Source organism: Actinoallomurus sp. NBC_01490, assembly GCF_036227085.1.
In the GTDB taxonomy this organism is placed as follows: Bacteria; Actinomycetota; Actinomycetes; order Streptosporangiales; family Streptosporangiaceae; genus Actinoallomurus; species Actinoallomurus oryzae.
Genome location: NZ_CP109433.1, coordinates 6679536 through 6695185, shown reverse-complemented (window position 1 = coordinate 6695185; position 15650 = coordinate 6679536). Strand labels below are relative to the sequence as shown.

At 72.2% G+C, this 15650-nt stretch carries 18 protein-coding genes and 1 pseudogene; 12 read left to right on the top strand and 7 right to left on the bottom strand.

The window, feature by feature from the left end; genetic code table 11:
* Positions 1-37: 37 nt before the first annotated feature.
* The gene (locus tag OG417_RS31340; RefSeq protein ID WP_329236186.1) at positions 38-259 is read right to left on the bottom strand and encodes a hypothetical protein; all 222 of its coding nucleotides are present in this window, start codon (positions 257-259) and stop codon (positions 38-40) included.
* Complete coding sequence (locus OG417_RS31335; RefSeq protein ID WP_329236184.1) at positions 246-491, bottom strand: DUF6400 family protein; 246 nt, start codon at positions 489-491, stop codon at positions 246-248. Before OG417_RS31335 ends, OG417_RS31340 begins: the two co-directional genes overlap by 14 nt.
* Positions 492-794: 303 nt before the next feature.
* Here OG417_RS31335 and OG417_RS31330 point away from each other — a divergent pair, with 303 nt between their 5' ends.
* The 9 genes from OG417_RS31330 (at position 795) to hypE (ending at position 6913) form a co-directional block, all read left to right on the top strand.
* Positions 795-1406 carry a D-sedoheptulose-7-phosphate isomerase gene (locus OG417_RS31330; RefSeq protein WP_329236182.1) on the top strand — a complete coding sequence of 204 codons (612 nt, stop codon included), beginning with the start codon at positions 795-797 and terminating at the stop codon, positions 1404-1406.
* On the top strand, positions 1403-1606 hold the full coding sequence (locus OG417_RS31325; RefSeq protein WP_329236180.1) for a HypC/HybG/HupF family hydrogenase formation chaperone: 204 nt from the start codon (positions 1403-1405) through the stop codon (positions 1604-1606). The genes OG417_RS31330 and OG417_RS31325 overlap by 4 nt, the downstream gene beginning before the upstream one ends.
* 31 nt (positions 1607-1637) lie before the next feature.
* The gene (locus OG417_RS31320; RefSeq protein ID WP_329236178.1) at positions 1638-2324 is read left to right on the top strand and encodes a D-sedoheptulose-7-phosphate isomerase; all 687 of its coding nucleotides are present in this window, start codon (positions 1638-1640) and stop codon (positions 2322-2324) included.
* A 176-nt stretch (positions 2325-2500) separates the two neighbouring features.
* Positions 2501-3535 (top strand): hypothetical protein, encoded by a 1035-nt coding sequence (locus OG417_RS31315; protein ID WP_329236177.1) that lies wholly within the window; start codon positions 2501-2503, stop codon positions 3533-3535.
* Positions 3532-4029, top strand: coding sequence for a hydrogenase maturation protease (locus OG417_RS31310; RefSeq protein WP_329236175.1), 498 nt, complete (start codon positions 3532-3534; stop codon positions 4027-4029). Before OG417_RS31315 ends, OG417_RS31310 begins: the two co-directional genes overlap by 4 nt.
* A complete protein-coding gene (locus tag OG417_RS31305; protein WP_329236173.1) occupies positions 4030-4422 on the top strand; it encodes a hydrogenase maturation nickel metallochaperone HypA/HybF in 393 nt (130 codons plus the stop codon). It abuts the gene before it with no gap.
* A complete protein-coding gene (locus OG417_RS31300) occupies positions 4397-4642 on the top strand; it encodes a HypC/HybG/HupF family hydrogenase formation chaperone (RefSeq protein WP_329236170.1) in 246 nt (81 codons plus the stop codon). The genes OG417_RS31305 and OG417_RS31300 overlap by 26 nt, the downstream gene beginning before the upstream one ends.
* Entirely contained in the window at positions 4642-5769 is a 1128-nt protein-coding gene (hypD, locus tag OG417_RS31295; protein ID WP_329236168.1) for a hydrogenase formation protein HypD, read from the top strand. The genes OG417_RS31300 and hypD overlap by 1 nt, the downstream gene beginning before the upstream one ends.
* Positions 5762-6913: a hydrogenase expression/formation protein HypE gene (gene hypE, locus OG417_RS31290; protein WP_329236166.1), complete on the top strand. Its 1152-nt coding sequence runs from the start codon at positions 5762-5764 to the stop codon at positions 6911-6913. Before hypD ends, hypE begins: the two co-directional genes overlap by 8 nt.
* Before the next feature lie 12 nt (positions 6914-6925).
* On the opposite strand, the gene hypF is transcribed toward hypE, so the two are convergent.
* The gene (gene hypF, locus OG417_RS31285; protein WP_329236164.1) at positions 6926-9151 is read right to left on the bottom strand and encodes a carbamoyltransferase HypF; all 2226 of its coding nucleotides are present in this window, start codon (positions 9149-9151) and stop codon (positions 6926-6928) included.
* A 175-nt stretch (positions 9152-9326) separates the two neighbouring features.
* Entirely contained in the window at positions 9327-9980 is a 654-nt protein-coding gene (locus OG417_RS31280; protein ID WP_329236162.1) for a C39 family peptidase, read from the bottom strand.
* 122 nt (positions 9981-10102) lie between these two features.
* On the opposite strand from OG417_RS31280, the gene OG417_RS31275 reads away from it, so the two are divergent.
* A complete protein-coding gene (locus OG417_RS31275; RefSeq protein ID WP_329236160.1) occupies positions 10103-11071 on the top strand; it encodes an ArsR/SmtB family transcription factor in 969 nt (322 codons plus the stop codon).
* A gap of 6 nt (positions 11072-11077) precedes the next feature.
* Here the strand turns inward: OG417_RS31275 and OG417_RS31270 are convergent, their stop codons facing one another.
* Positions 11078-11962, bottom strand: a complete 885-nt coding sequence (locus OG417_RS31270; protein ID WP_329236158.1) for a helix-turn-helix transcriptional regulator — start codon at positions 11960-11962, stop codon at positions 11078-11080.
* 220 nt (positions 11963-12182) lie between these two features.
* Here OG417_RS31270 and OG417_RS31265 point away from each other — a divergent pair, with 220 nt between their 5' ends.
* A complete protein-coding gene (locus OG417_RS31265) occupies positions 12183-12977 on the top strand; it encodes an SDR family oxidoreductase (RefSeq protein ID WP_329236155.1) in 795 nt (264 codons plus the stop codon).
* 5 nt (positions 12978-12982) lie between these two features.
* Here the strand turns inward: OG417_RS31265 and nhaA are convergent, their stop codons facing one another.
* Positions 12983-14878: a Na+/H+ antiporter NhaA gene (nhaA, locus tag OG417_RS31260; RefSeq protein WP_329236153.1), complete on the bottom strand. Its 1896-nt coding sequence runs from the start codon at positions 14876-14878 to the stop codon at positions 12983-12985.
* A 141-nt stretch (positions 14879-15019) separates the two neighbouring features.
* Between nhaA and OG417_RS31255 the strand changes: the two are divergent.
* A pseudogene (locus OG417_RS31255) lies at positions 15020-15133 on the top strand (IS481 family transposase); the annotation flags it as partial.
* On the opposite strand, the gene OG417_RS31250 reads toward OG417_RS31255, so the two are convergent.
* Complete coding sequence (locus OG417_RS31250; RefSeq protein WP_329236151.1) at positions 15130-15633, bottom strand: hypothetical protein; 504 nt, start codon at positions 15631-15633, stop codon at positions 15130-15132. The pseudogene OG417_RS31255 and the gene OG417_RS31250 overlap by 4 nt on opposite strands.
* Between the last annotated feature and the right edge of the window lie 17 nt (positions 15634-15650).

Below are 15650 nucleotides of genomic sequence, written 5' to 3'. Positions count from 1 at the left end.
CGGGCGGGCGCATCGCCCCGTGGGCCCGGTTTCCGCGCTACGCGGCGTCGCCGCCGAGAGGCGTCTCGTGCTCCCACAGGTGGGTGCAGGACGGGCACTGCAGGTACAGGACGCGGCCTCGGTTGGCGAGCAGGTAGCGCCAGTGGACGGTGCACGTACGGCCGGCACCGCAGTCGTCGCAGCCCTCGTGGTCACGGCACCGGGGGCAGGGGATCCAGGCGCGGCGTGCGATGTCGGCGCCGGGGTCAATCGGCAGCACGGCCGGGCTCCCGTCGCGGCAGCACACCGGCCGAGACCAGCCGGTCGTAGATCTCCTGCTGCTTCGCGTCGAGACCGGAGTAGAGCAGGTCGTGCGCGGCCTCCTCGTCCCGCAGCGCGGCGGCCGGATCCCAGTGCGGGCCGAGCGCCGCGACCGCCTCGGCGCGGCGGCGGGCCTCCTCGCGCTCGAGATCGACCTCGAAGACGACGTACCTCTGGGGGTCCTGATGCATTCGGCTTCCCGGGGGTGGGGGTGACCGGACGCCCGGAACAGGCACGCCGATCACGGAGGGTGGAATTGGACAAAGGGGGTTATGCCTCATGTTATCGCTGGTCAGCGAGGTGCCGTCATGGGCTGAACGCCGTCCGAGCGGCCCCGGAGTCCTTGGCCGGGGCATTGTCGTGATTGGAGAAGCACAGGAGATCCCTTGGTGCGGACCGCGTTGTCGCTCCCCGGCGGCTGACATATGTTCCGTGAGTCCTCTGTCACAGGCCGTCATCGACGCCTCCGACCTCGCGCAGGAAGAAGGTCCGCCATGCCGCGGACAACAGAACACCTCGGTGCCGTCTTCGCCCGGCGAGAGGCGCCCGGGCGGGCGCTGGCGGCCCACGCGGAAGCGATCGCGGAGGCCTGCCACGCGATGGCCGGGCGCTTTCACCGGGGCGGCCGGCTGTTCACCTTCGGCAACGGCGGCGCGGCCACCGACGCCCAGCACATCGCGGTCGAGTTCGTCCACCCGGTGATCGTCGGCAAGCGCGCCCTGCCCGCCCTGTCGCTGACCGGCGACGTCGCCACGCTGACCGGGGTCGGCGCGGCGGCCGGGTTCGCCGACATCTTCGCGCACCAGCTGCGGCACTTCGCCGCGCCCGACGACATCGCGCTCGGTGTCTCGCCCGACGGCCGGTGCGCCGACGTGCTCGCCGGGCTGCGCACCGCCCGGGACATGGGCCTGCTGACGGTGGCGCTGCTCGGCGGCGACGGCGGCGACATCGCCGCGGCCGGGGTCGCCGGCCACCGGATCGTGGTGCCCTCCGATGACCCGCGCGTGGTCAAGGAGGTGCACGTCACCGCCTATCACGTGCTGTGGGAGCTGGTCCACGTCCTCCTCGAACAGCCCGGCGTGCTCGGCCCGGAGGTGATCACGTGAACCACTGCTCCGATGACCACTGCGTGACCTGCTCCGACGAGGCCGTCGCGGTGCGCGTGGTCCGCCTGCGCGACGGCGACCTGGCCGACGTCGACGTCGGCGGCGGACGCATCGAGGAGGTCAGCGTCGCCCTCGTGGACGCCGAGGTCGGCGACGTCATCCTGGTCCACGCCAAAGAGGCGATCGGCCTGGTGCCGTGAGCGAACCGGACCGCCCGGCGGAGGAGGGCTCATGAGAGAGCGGAGCGACGAGCGCGTGCCGTCCGGCGACGGGGCGCTCCCGGGAGGGATACGGGAGCTGTACCCGTTCCTCTACTCCGGGACGGCCGACCTGGAGTCGGTCCTGGCCGACGTGCGCCGGTCCACCGTCGAGAAGGCGGAGGAGATCGTGGCGCTGCGCCAGAGCGTGCTCGCCCTGGACGGCCCGCGGCTGGAGGCCTGCGCCGCGCGGATGGCGGCGGCCTTCCGTGCCGGCGGCCGGCTGTTCACCTTCGGCAACGGCGGCAGCTCCACCGACGCGCAGGACGTCGCCGCGCTTTTCCTCAACCCCGGTGGCGACGCGCGTCCGCTGCCGGCGCTGGCGTTGACCACCGACGTGGCGGTGATGACCGCGCTGTCCAACGACATCGGCTTCGACGTGGTGTTCGCCCGCCAGCTCGGCGCGTTCGGCCGGGCGGGGGACCTCGCGCTGGGCCTGTCGACGAGCGGCGACTCCACGAACCTGATCCGCGCCTTCGAGGAGGCCACGCGCCGGGGAATGCTGACGATCGGACTGGCCGGGCACACGGGCGGGCAGATGGCCGATCTCGACGGCCTCGACCACCTCTTCACGGTGCCCTCCTCATCGGTGCACCGCATCCAGGAGGCGCAGACGACCGTCTACCACGCCCTGTGGGAGCTCACCCAGTACGAGCTCTGACGCCCTCCCCGCGCCGCCTGCCGGTTCGGTGGGTTGGGCGCCTCCACCTGGTGGGTAACTGTCAAAGGTGCCCGTCATCGCAGGTCACCGCCACGATGGCCATCGAGAGAAGGCCTCGTGAGCGCACGAGCCAGAAGACACGCGCGCGTGGTCGCCCCTCCGGCGAAGGAGGCCCCGTGACCGACCTGGAGGTCGCTCGCGCGGTCGCCGACGCCGTCCTCTACGACGGTCACCGGCCCGCTCCGTACGGCGCGGTGCGGGATCGGGCCCGCCGGCAGCTCGGCGTGCTCGTACCGTCCGGCTTCACCGCCACCGAGGAACCGTCGGCCGCCCAGACCGAGTGCCTGCTGGACGGCGGCGACGGCGGGGTGCTGCACGTACGCTGCCGTTTCCTGCACGTACGGGCGCGAACCGCCGAGGGCGCCGCACCGCGTGACGAGGCGGCCGAGCGTGAGATCGACCTCGCCTGGCCCCTCGCCGACCTGCTCGCCGGCGAACGCCGGCACGACGAACGGATCCCCGGCGGCCGTGAGACCGCCGACGGCGTCACCCGCACCGCGGAACCGCTCGACGTGCGGGTCCGCGCCTCCGCCGAGCGCCTGCCCGGCCCGTACGGCGTGGTGCGGCTCCGGCTGCGGCTGGAGAACACCAGCGGATGGACCGGCGAAGAGCGGCCCGAGGCGCTGCGGCGCTCGCTCGTCGCGGCGCACGCGCTGCTCGGCCTCACCGGCGGGGTGTTCCTCTCACTGGCCGACCCGCCGGAGTGGGCGCGGCCGTACGCCGAAGGGTGCGAGAACCTCCGCGCCTGGCCGGTGCTGGTCGCGGACGACCTGGTGCTGTCCTCGCCGGTCATCCTGCGCGACCGGCCGCGCCTCACCGGGGAGGACCCCGGCGAGCCCGCGACGACGCCCACCGACCGGCCCTGGTGGGGTTCTGGCGCCGACGCTCCGGCCGCCCCGGAGGCCGACCGGATCACCATCGCCGGGCACGAGGTCGGCAGGGGCAGCAAGGTGCGCCTCACGCCGGGCGGGCGCGCCGACGCGCAGGACATGTTCGTGGCCGGGCGGATCGCGACCGTCGAGGCCGTGCTGTTCGACGTCGACGGTTCGCGGCACCTGGCCGTCACCGTCGACGACGACCCCGGCACGGACCTGCGCCGGGCCCAGGGTCGCTACTGGTACTTCGGCCCGCAGGACGTGGAGCCGCTGTGAAGATCCTGGTCGCGGGCGTGGGCAACGTCTTCCTGGGCGACGACGGGTTCGGCGTCGAGGTCGCCCGGAGACTGAGCGAGCGGCTCGACCGTACCCCGCTGCCCGACGGCGTCGTCGTCGGCGACTTCGGCATCCGCGGCATCCACCTCGCCTACGAGCTGTCCGCGTACGACACGACGATCCTCATCGACGCGGCGCCGCGCGGCGAGGAGCCCGGCACGCTGTACGCCCTGGAGCTCGGGCAGGGCGAGCCCCAGGCCGCCGTCGACGCGCACGGGATGACGCCCGAGGTCGTGCTCGGCCTGGTCGGCGCCGTCGGCGGCGAGATGCGCAGGGTCCTGCTCGTCGGCTGCGAGCCCGCGGACGTCGCGCCGGGCATGGAGCTCAGCGCCCCGGTCGCCGCGGCCATCGAACCCGCCGTCCGGCTGGTTCGCGAACTCATCGAGGAGGAGCTCCGTGACCATCAGGCAACCCACGGTGGGGCGGTGACGTGAGTGCATGAGATCGGACTCGCCGCGGCGATCCTCGAGGCGGTGGAGAAACGCGCCGCGGGCCGCCCGGTCTGCCGGGCGACGATCCGGGCCGGCGCCCTGCTGCGGATCGTCGAGCCCTCGATGGACCAGGCGTTCCAGCTGGTCACCGAGGGCACCGTCGCGCAGGGGGCGGCCATCGACATGGTCGTGACCCCGGCCCGGCTCACCTGCCGCGCCTGCGGTCACGACGGCAGCACGCTCGACCCGCTGGCGGTCTGCCCCACGTGCGGCGACGGCGACGTGGACGTGACCGGAGGCGACGAGCTGGTGCTGGAATCCATCGAGATAGGGGAGGCTCCCGATGTGCCTGGGAATCCCGGGGGAGATCGTGGAGATCCTCCCCGACCAGCCTGACCTCGCCAAGGTCGACGTCAGCGGCGTCCGGCGGGCGATCAACATCGGGCTGATCACCGACGAGGAGCCACGGCCGGGCGACTGGATCCTCATCCATGTCGGGTTCGCCCTGTCCAAGATCGACGAGGCCGAGGCCAAGGCGGCGATGGACTTCCTCGAAGGCGTCGGCCAGGCCTACGCCGACGAGATGGAGGCGCTACGGGAATCGAGGATCGAGTGATGCGTTTCGTCGACGAGTACCGCGACGCGGACCAGGCCCGCGCGCTGGCCGCCTCGATCGCGCGCCTGTGCGACCCGGGCCGGGAGTACAAGTTCATGGAGGTCTGCGGCGGGCACACGCATACCATCTACAAGCACGGGCTGGCGGACCACCTGCCGGACAACGTCACGCTCGTGCACGGTCCCGGCTGTCCGGTCTGCGTGATCCCGATGGGCCGGGTGGACGATGCGATCCACATCGCCGAGCAGGACGACGTGATCATGACCTCGTTCGGCGACATGATGCGGGTGCCCGGCGGGCGCGGGTCCTTCTTCGACTCCAAGGCGCGCGGCGCCGACATCCGGATGGTGTACTCCCCGCTGGACGCGCTCAAGATCGCCCGGCAGAACCCGGACAAGAAGGTCGTCTTCCTGGCGATCGGCTTCGAGACGACCGCGCCGTCCACCGCGATGACCGTGCTGCGGGCCAGGGCCGAGGGGCTGGGGAACTTCTCCGTCTTCTGCAACCACGTGACGATCATCCCGGCGATCAAGGCGATCCTCGACTCTCCGGACCTGCGCCTCGACGGGTTCATCGGCCCCGGTCACGTCTCGACGGTGATCGGCTGCCGGCCGTACGACTTCATCGCCCGGGAGTACGACAAGCCGCTGGTCGTCGCCGGGTTCGAGCCGCTCGACATCCTGACCTCGATCCACATGCTGCTCACGCAGCTCGCCGAGGGCCGTTCGGAGGTGGAGAACCAGTACGCCCGCGTCGTGCCGTGGGACGGCAACCCCAGGGCGCTCGGGGCCATCGCCGAGACGATGGAGCCGCGGCCGTACTTCGAGTGGCGGGGCCTCGGTTTCATCTCCCACTCCGCGCTGCGCGTCCGCGACGCGTACGCCGAGTTCGACGCCGAGCGGATCTTCCAGATCCCCGGCGGGCGGGTGACCGACCCGAAGGCCTGCCAGTGCGGCGAGGTGCTCAAGGGGGTGCTCAAGCCCTGGGAGTGCAAGGTCTTCGGCACCGCGTGCACACCGGAGACGCCGATCGGCACCTGCATGGTCTCCTCCGAGGGCGCCTGCGCCGCGTACTACAACTTCGGCCGGTTCTCCCGCGACCGGGTACGGGAGGCGGCCCGTGACTGAGGACGTGAGGCGGCCCGTGACCGGGCGTTCCGCGGAGTGGGCCGAGGCGGCCGTGCGCGAGCACGCGCACACCGAGGTCGCCGACCGCGAGGAGCAGGTGCTCGAACGCATCGAGCGGGCCCGCCGCCGCAGGCCGCGGCTGCGCGAGGACGCCATCACCCTCGCCCACGGCTCCGGCGGCAAGGCCACCCACACGCTCATCGAGGCGGTCTTCCTCGACGCCTTCCGCAACCCGCTGCTCGAACCCCTCGACGACGGTGCCCGGTTCGCCGTCGACGGCGCCTCGATGGTGTTCACCACCGACTCCTACGTCGTGTCGCCGCTGTTCTTCCCCGGCGGCGACATCGGCGACCTGGCCGTCAACGGCACGGTCAACGACCTGGCCGTCTCCGGCGCCGAGCCGCTGCACCTGTCGGCCGGCTTCATCCTGGAGGAGGGTTTCCCGGTCGCCGGCCTGCGCCGGATCGTCGAGTCGATGCGCGCCGCCGCCGAGGCGGCGGGTGTGCGGATCGTCACCGGTGACACCAAGGTGGTCCAGCGCGGCAAGGCGGACGGCTGCTACATCAGCACCGCCGGGGTCGGCGTGGCCCGGCGCCCGCCCGGCGGCGAGGTACGGCCGGGCGACGCCGTCCTGGTCTCCGGCCCGATCGGCGAGCACGGCGTGACGATCATGCTGGCCCGCGGCGAGCTGGACATCGAGTCCGACCTGGCCTCCGACACCGCACCCCTGAACGGCCTGGTCACGACGCTGCTGGAGGTCTGCGGAGACGGCGTGCGCCGCATGCGCGACGCGACCCGCGGGGGAGTGGCGACGATCCTCAACGAGGTGGCGAGCGACGCGGACGTGGCCGTCGTCGTGGAGGAGGACGCGATCCCGGTACGCCCGGACGTGCGCGGCGCCTGCGAGCTGCTCGGCATCGACCCGCTGTACGTCGCCTGTGAGGGCCGCATGGTCGCGATCGTGTCCGGCGACGCGGCCGGCGACGCCTTGGCCGCCCTGCGCTCCCACCCGTTGGGCGAGGGAGCCGCGATCGTGGGCCGGATCAGGGACGACCCGCCGGGACTCGTCCTGCTCAAGACCGCCTTCGGCGGCACGCGCATCGTCGACCTGCTGGTCGGCGACCCCCTGCCGCGCATCTGCTGACGCGGCGGCCCTTCAGCGGGCGGTGAGCGCGCGGGCGGTGGCGATCGCGGCCTGGCCCAGGCTGATGCCGCCGTCGTTCGGCGGTACGCGGTGGTGGACCAGCACGTCGAAGCCCTCGGCCTCCAGGCCGGCGACCGCGCGCTCCAGGAGCAGGACGTTCTGGAAGACGCCGCCGGACAGGGCGACCGTCGTCAGGCCGGTGGTCTCGCGCAGGCGTACGGCGCCGGCCACCACCAGGCGGGCGACCGTGTTGTGGAACCGCGCGGCGACCGTCGGCACCCCCGAGGCCAGGTCCGCCGCGACGGCCGCGACGAGGTCGGCGCCGCGTACGGTGAACGGCGAACCGCCGTCGAGGCGGACCGGGTAGGCGCCCTGCTCGTCCGGGTCGGCGCGCTGCTCGAGCTCTACGGCGGCCTGCCCCTCGTAGGTGACGCGGTCGCGGACGCCGAGCACGGCGGCGACGGCGTCGAACAGCCGGCCCACGCTCGACGTCGGCGGCGAACCGACCCCGCGGCGGGCCAGCGCGACGACCCGGTCCCAGCTCGCCGCGTTGCGCCGGGCCACGTCCAGCCCGGCGGGCACGCCGTACGCGGCGGCCATCCGCCACGGCTCGCGGATCGCGGCCGCGCCGCCCGGCAGCGGCACCGGCAGCAGGTGCCCGGCCCGCTCGAACCCGACGAGGTCGGCGACGAGGAACTCCCCGCCCCACAGCGTGCCGTCCGTGCCGTACCCGGTGCCGTCGAACGCGACGCCGATCACCGGTCCGGCCCGCTCGTTGTCCGCCAGGCACGCGGCGATGTGCGCGTGGTGGTGCTGCACGCCGACCGGCGGCAGGCCGCGATCGAGCGCGTACTTGGTGGACAGGTACTCCGGGTGCAGGTCGTGCGCCACGACCGAGGGCGTGATCGCGAAGAGCCGGCGGAAGTGCGCCACGCCCTCCTCGTACGCGCGCAGCGTCTCGTGGTTCTCCAGGTCGCCGATGTGGTGCGAGACGAACGCGCGGCCCTCGTGGGCCAGGCAGAAGGTGTTCTTCAGCTGCGCGCCGCAGGCGAGCACCGCGGGACCGCCGGGCGGCAGGGGCACCGGCGCGGGCACGTACCCGCGGGAGCGCCGCACCGGCAGCTCCCGTCCGCGAAAGACCCGGGTCACCGAGTCGTCGGTGCGCACGTGGATCGGCCGGTCGTGGGTCAGGAAGGCGTCCGCGATCGCGCCGAGGCGCGCGAAGGCGTCGTCGTCGCGGTGGGCGATCGGCTCGTCGGAGACGTTCCCGCTGGTCAGCACGAGCGGCTCGGCGGTGAGCAGGTGATGCAGGGGCGTGTAGGGCAGCATGACGCCGATGGACCGGTCGCCCGGCGCGACCGATCCGGCCAGCGGGGCATCCGCCCGCCGGCGCAGGAGCACGATCGGGCGACGCGCGCTCGCCAGCAGGGCCTCCTCGGCGGGGCCCACGTCGGCCAGCCACCGCGCCGCGGGCACGTCCGCGACCATCACCGCGAACGGCTTGTCCTCCCGGTGCTTGCGGGACCGCAGCGCGGCGACCGCGGCCTCGTCGCGCGCCGTCGCGGCCAGGTGGTACCCGCCCAGCCCCTTGACCGCCAGGACGCCGCCGTCCGCCAGGAGCGCACGCGCGGCCTTCACCGGGTCGCCGGGCAGGTCACGGCCGTCCGCGTCGCGCAGCACGAGCCGTGGCCCGCAGGCGGGACAGCAGACCGGCTGGGCGTGGAACCGCCGGTCGGCCGGGTCGTGGTACTCGGCCGCGCACGCGTCGCACATCGCGAAGCGGGCCATCGTGGTGCTGGGCCGGTCGTAGGGCACGTCGGTGACGATCGTGAAGCGCGGCCCGCAGTTGGTGCAGTTGACGAACGGGTAGCCGTGGCGGCGGTCCGCCGGATCGCGCAGCTCGCGCAGGCAGTCGTCGCAGGTCGCGGAGTCGGCGGCGACCAGAGCGGCACGCCGCCCGGTCGCGTCGCTGCCGACGATGGCGAAGCCGCGCGGCCCGCCGGGCGGGAGCGCCCGGGTGGTGATCCGCTCGATCACGGCCAGCGGAGGCGGCTCGCGCAGCCCGCCGAGAAACCGCTCGACGGCCTCACGGTCGCCCTCCACCTCGATGAAGACGCCGCGCGCGTCGTTGCCCACCAGACCGGTGAGCCCGAGCCCGGTCGCCAGGCCGTGCACGAACGGCCGGAACCCGACGCCCTGGACGGTGCCCTCGACTCTCACTGCGGTGCGGACGCGCACGCTCGGTATCGTCCCCCGCACGGAACGTGGGAATCGCGACCGCCCCCGGCAGGTGGGGGCGGTCCTCACCGCACCCCGCCCGTGGTGAGAACCGCCCCCATCATCGCCGGCCGGGGGACCGCGCGTCCGCGCCGGCGACGGCCCGGTGGCCGCCCGGACCCGTCCGGGCGGTCTCTCAGGCGGCGTACGCCTTCAGGCCGATCCAGGTGCCGAGGTCGTAGGTGCTGATCGTGTAGGTCTTCGGCACGGCCGTCCAGCCGGAGCCGCCGGCGCCCGCGCCCGCCGGGTCGGCGATGACCGCGCTGTCGCCGTCGTCGGCGTAGCCGACCACCGCGACGTAGTGGTAGATCGTGCCGCTGGGGTAGCCCGGCGGACGCCAGCCGCTGACGACGTTCGCGACGATCGCCCAGCCGCGGTCGACGTCGAAGACCAGGTCCTGCTTGAGCAGGTCCCGCTGCGCCTGGGTCGGCGGGTCGTTCACCGGCTTGCGCTCGTACCAGCCGGTGCCCAGGAAGTGGTTGAGGGTGGCGACGACGTTGGAGATGTCGTCGGTGCCGTTCGTGGTGGTGCCCAGGCTCGCGGCGAGCGTGTCCTGCGACGGCGGCGTCATGCGGGCGCTCAACGCGATCTTCGTGGACGCGGGCCCGCAGTAGTAGTACCGCTCCTGCCCGAACCAGGTGAACGGCAGGGTCTTGGCGGCCGCCGCCCGTACCGTTCCCGTCGTGGTGCGGGCTCGGGTGGCGGAGGCCGACGCGGGTGGCACGACGAGCAGGATTCCGGCGGACGCACCGGCCAGTGCGATGACCGCCCGAGGGACCGATCGCTTCATCTGTGTCTCCTCAATCCGCTGTGCGCGGAGGGACCTTTCACCCACAATGCCCGTGACAGACGTTCTTTTCCGCATCTTTCAGGCACAGCCAAAACACTCCGCGCGGAGGTGGCGGACCGACCATGCTGCGGATCTGGTTCGGCAGCGAGGATCTGGAGCGGGTACGCGTGGCGCGGCGCCCGCACGCGCTCTGGGAGACCGTGCTCAGCCTGCAGACGCTGCGGACACGGCAGCGCACGCCGCTGACCGGCTGGCGGAACGCCGCGCTCGCCCGGCTCGCCACGCCACGCGCCACGGCCGCACTGAGGACGCTGCGCCCACTGGTCCCGGTCCGCGGGTACTTCCCCGACTTCCTCACCCCCGCCGCCGACGACCTTGAAGGCGGCATCGCGGCGGTGCTGGGCACCCCGCGCCGGCGGGTGGCCGCCGAACTCGAGCTGCTCGGCCGGGGACGTACGGAGGACGAGGACGGCGTTCTGCCCCCGGCCGGCCGGCGCCTCGCACCCGTCGGCGACGCCCTCGCGCACTACCACGAGGCCGCCGTCGCCCCGTACATGCGGCGGATGCGCGCGCTGATCGACGCCGACCGCGCGGTACGCGCGAGGGCCCTGCTCGACGGCGGCGTCGAGGGGCTGCTCAAGACCCTGCGGCCCGCCGTACGCTGGCGGCGGCCGGTGCTGGAGACCGACTACCCCGTCGACCAGGAGCTGGCGCTGAACGGCCGCGGCCTGCTGCTGGTGCCCTCGGTGTTCTGCGAGCGCACGCCCGTCAGCCTCCTGGACCCGAACCTGCCGCCGACGCTCGTCTACCCGATCGACGACAGCGGCCCGGCCGAGACGCCGGCCGACGACGGCCTCGCCGCCCTGGTCGGCAGCACGCGGGGCGAGGTACTACGGCGCCTCGGCGAGGCCGCGGCCACCACCAGCGAGCTGGCCCGCGTGCTGGACATCTCCACCGCCTCCGCCAGCCAGCACGCCTCGGTGCTGCGCCGTTCGGGCCTCGTGGTGAGCCGCCGCGCCGGCAACGCCGTGATCCACCGCATCACCCCGCTCGGCGCCGCCCTGCTGCGCGGCGGCCACCCTGTCGCCTGACGATTGTCAGCGCTGAAGTGCGGTCGAGCCGGTCCAGCTGGCCAGAAGATCGAGTGCCTGGCGTTCGGGTGAGCCGGGCGCGGGTGAGTAGACGGTGATACAGAGCCCGGGGTCAGCGGGCAGATCGAGGGCTTCGTAGGGCAGGGCCAGGTCCCCGACGAGCGGGTGGTGGAGTTGCTTCACGCCGGAGCGGGGGAACTTCACATCGTGCCTGGCCCAACGCTGGGCGAACTCGTCGCTCTTTGTGGAGAGCTCGCCGATCAGGTCCGTCAGGCCCTTGTCCCGCGGCGAGCGGCCGGTCTCGGTGCGCAGGAAGGCGACCGAGTCGTTGGCGGCTTTCTCCCACTCGGACCAGAAATCGGCGGAACCAGGATCGAGGAACAGGAACCGCGCGGTGTTGACCGGACCACGCTGCGCGAACAACGGGGAATCGTAGACCGGGGCGTACAGAGCCCGGCCGAGAGAGTTGGCGGCGAGGATGTCGAACCGTCCGTTGCGGATATAGGCCGGCAGGTCGGTCATCGCGTCGAGCATCCGCAGAATCACCGGTCGGATCCGCCCAGGCGCAGCGGGTGGTCGGCGCTCGGACGCCGTGGCCGCGCGGGCCAGGTCGTAGAGGTGGGCCCGCTCGGCATCGTCGAGCTGGAGTGCGTGGGACAAGGAGTCCAGCACCGAGTCCGAGGCGCCGCTCAAGTTCCCGCGCTCGAGGCGGATGTAGTAGTCGATGCTCATCCCGGCCAACAGTGCCACCTCCTCCCGGCGCAACCCGGTCACACGTCGATTGACACCGAAGACGGGCAGCCCTGCCTGCTGCGGCGTAATGCGGGCGCGACGAGTACTGAGGAACTCCCGCACCTCGTCGGCCTGCTCATGCCTCTCGCTGTCGGTCACATCACCACCGTAGGTCGTACGGCGGTGTGCTGGGAGGTACTGCCGTTACCCGGAAGAGCAGTGACTCCCACCCGCGCACGAATACGGGCTTCATGGGAGGGACCCGGCAAGGCGGAGAGACCCTGCACGGCTTCGAGAAGTCAGCCGACAAGCTCGGCGTCGAACACATCGACCTGCTGATCCTCCGCCAAGCCCTCCCGTACGCCTAGAAGGACCGCAAGTGGTGGACAACCAATTCACAACGCATGCAGAACTTTTCGATCTGAGTGGAAAGCGCGCGCTCGTCACCGGTGGCACCAGAGGCATCGGAATGATGATCGCGCGTGGCCTTCTCCAGGCGGGCGGCCGCGTGGTCATCAGCTCACGCAACGCAGAAGCGTGCGCTCAGGCGCAGGAGCAGCTGTCCGCATTCGGTGAGGTGCGGGCCATCCCCGCAGACCTGTCCCGCCACGACGAGTGTCGGCGACTGTCCGACCTCATCACCGCCGACTCGGAGCGTCTCGACATCCTCGTCAACAACGCGGGCGCCATGTGGGACGAGCCGCTGGCGACGTTCCCCGACGCGGCCTGGGACACGGTCGTCGACCTCAACCTGAAGTCGCCGTTCTGGCTGGTTCAGGCGTTGCTGCCCGCACTTCGCAGGGCGGGCACCGCCGACGATCCCGCGCGGATCATCAACATCGGCAGCATCGCCGCCATCCACATCCCCCAGCGGCCCAACTACTCGTACTCCAGCAGCAAGGCCGCACTGCATCAACTCACCAGAGTGCTCGCCAAGGAACTAGGACCGCAGCACGTCACCGTGAACGCCGTGGCGCCGGGACCGTTCCCGTCGACGATGATGGCTGCGACGCTCGATGAGTTCGGCGAAATGATCGCGGCGTCGGCCCCACTACGCCGGATCGGCCGCGACGACGACATGGCGGGTGTCGCCGTGTTCCTCGCCGGCCGGGCGGGCGCATACCTGACGGGCGCCGTGATCCCCGTCGACGGCGGCATCGCCACAACCGCGTAGGCCGCCTAGGAGACCGTTCCCAGGTAGGCGCGGGCGCGGGCGGCGCGGACGGCCGCGGACAGGGTTTCGATGTCGTACGCGCCGTAGTGGCGCTTGCCGTTGATGAAGAACGTCGGGGTGCCGGACACGCCGCTCAGGTCGGCGGAGTCGAGGTCCTCGGCGACCCGCGCGGCGCCGAGGTGGCGGCGCAGGTCGGTGGCGAACCGTTCGACGTCGAGGCCGAGCGCGCCGGCGTGCGCGACCAGGTCACGGGCGCGCAGCCGCTCCTGGTGGGAGAACAGCCGGTCGTGCATCTCCCAGAACATGTCCTGGGCGGCGGCCGCCTCGGAGGCCTCGGCGGCGAGCTGGGCCGCCGGGTGCACGTCGTGCAGCGGCAGGTGCCGCCAGACGTAGCGGACGTCGCCGAAGTCGGCGAGCAGCTCGCGTACGACGGGCTCGGCCTGCCCGCAGTACGGGCACTCGTAGTCGCCGTACTCGACCACGGTGACGGGGGCGTCCGACGGTCCGCGGATGTGGTCGCGTTCGGGGTCGACCGGGGCGGCCAGGTCGACGATGGGTTCGGCGGTGCCGAGCAGCGCCCGCAGCTTCATCTTCTTGGGCAGCATGCGGGTGACCCGGAAGATCGCCCAGGTGAGGATCGAGGCGACGAGCGCGGAGCCGAGGATGCCGAGCTTGGCCTCCTCCAGCCGCGTGCCGTCGAAGGCGAGTGTGGCGATCAGCAGCGAGACGGTGAACCCGATGCCGGCGATCGCGCCGCCGCCGACGACCGCCGCCCACCCGACCGGCACCTCCACCCGCCCGCGCGTCAGCCGGGTGATCAGCCACGAGCAGCCGGTGATGCCGACCGGCTTGCCGGCGATGTAGGCGATCAGGATGCCCAGCGTGATCGGCGAGGTCAGCGCGTGGGAGAGGAGCCCGCCGCTGATGGCGACCCCGGCGTTGGCGAGGGCGAAGATCGGCACGATGACGTAGCTGGTCCACGGGTGGTAGAGCAGTTGCAGCCGTTCGTTCGGTGAGATCGCCGAGGCCAGCCCGTCGCTGGCGGTGCGCGCCAGTTCGGCGGTCGGCTGCTCGCGGAACAGCCGGAACATCTCGCTCGCGCGCTGCAGGTCGTCGCGTGCGGCGGGAGAGGCGTAGGTGAGCAGGCCCAGGATGAGCCCGACGACGACCGGCTCGATGCCCGACTCGAACATCGCCACCCACGCGGCGATGCCGAGCACGGCGTACACGATCCCGTGCCGCTCCCCGCGGACCCGCAGGACCAGCACGACGACGAGGATGGCCAGGGTGACGAGCAGCGGCACCACCCGGACGTGGCTGCTGTAGAACACCGCGATCACGGCCAGGGCGACCAGGTCGTCGACGACCGTGACGGTGAGCAGGTACGCGCGCATCCGCGACGGAACGTTCTTGGCGGCCAGGGTGAGCATGCCGAGCGCGAACGCCGTGTCCGTCGACATCGCGGCGCCCCAGCCGTGCGCGGACGGCCCGCCGGCGTTGAACACCAGAAAGATCACGATCGGCACGATCATCCCGCCGACGCCCGCCGTCAGCGGCAGCACGAGTCGCCGGCGGTCGCGTAGCTCGCCCATGTCGAACTCGCGGCGCGCCTCCAGCCCGACGACGAAGAAGAAGAACGTCATCAGCCCGGTGTTGACCCACTCACGCAGGTCCTGGGACAGCCCTGAGCCGCCGAGCCGGATCGACAGGCGCATGCCCCAGACCGACTCGTAGGAGGACGTGTCGACGTTCGCCCACAGCAGCGCGGCCACCGTCGCGGTCAGCAACAGGGCGGCGCCGCCCGTCTCCGTACGAAGGAACTCGCGCAGCGGCGTCTTCAGCTGCGTCGCCCAGGCGGTGCGCCCGGAGAACCGCTCGGCGGCCTCCCCGGTCTCGCTCATTCCGGAGAGCCCAACTGGTGCCGTCTCCCCTGGAGACCGGTCAAGATTCCCACAGAAAACATCGTAATCGGGCATGACCGCACCTCAGGCCATGTGCGCCCGCAGGCGGCGCGCCGCCCCCGCCGGGCGCGAACACGGTTCGCGACTGCCCTCCCCGCCTGGCTCCACTTCTACAATCACCACCGCCCCCACACCGCAACCGGCGGCAAACCACCCATCACCAGATTGACCAACGTCCCTGGGCGGTACACCTAGCGCCACTCCGGTTCGCGCAGCGGTGCCCAGTGTTTGCGGTAGTAGCCGTGAATCGCCACGAGCAGCATGATCGAGGTGATCAACAGCAGGATGAACAGTACGATCAGGGCGATGACACCGCCCGGGAGCGCGGCGCTGACGTCGTCGGCGTTGGACAGCAGGAGGATCGTCGGGCCGGCGCCGAGGAGCGGTGCGAACAGCCAGCAGTACAGATAGGTGCGGATGATCTCGCTGCCGCGGAGCGGGGCCACGCCGGAGATCTCGTACCTGGTGGTGGTCGTCGAGCCGAACCCGTGGGAGACCACGGTCATCCCGGATTCCTTCAGGTAGTAGCGGTCCAGCGGAACCAGCGGCAGCCCGAGAGCGGTGACCCATCGCGTGGCGAAGCACCGGCCGCTCTCGTCGACTCTGGTGAGCCCCATCATGGCCCACCCGAACCCGTTGCCGGTGCCCAGCCGCGGGCCTCGGCCGCCGGCGAACGGCGTCACTCTGTCCGGCATGGCGGAGATCCTAGCTG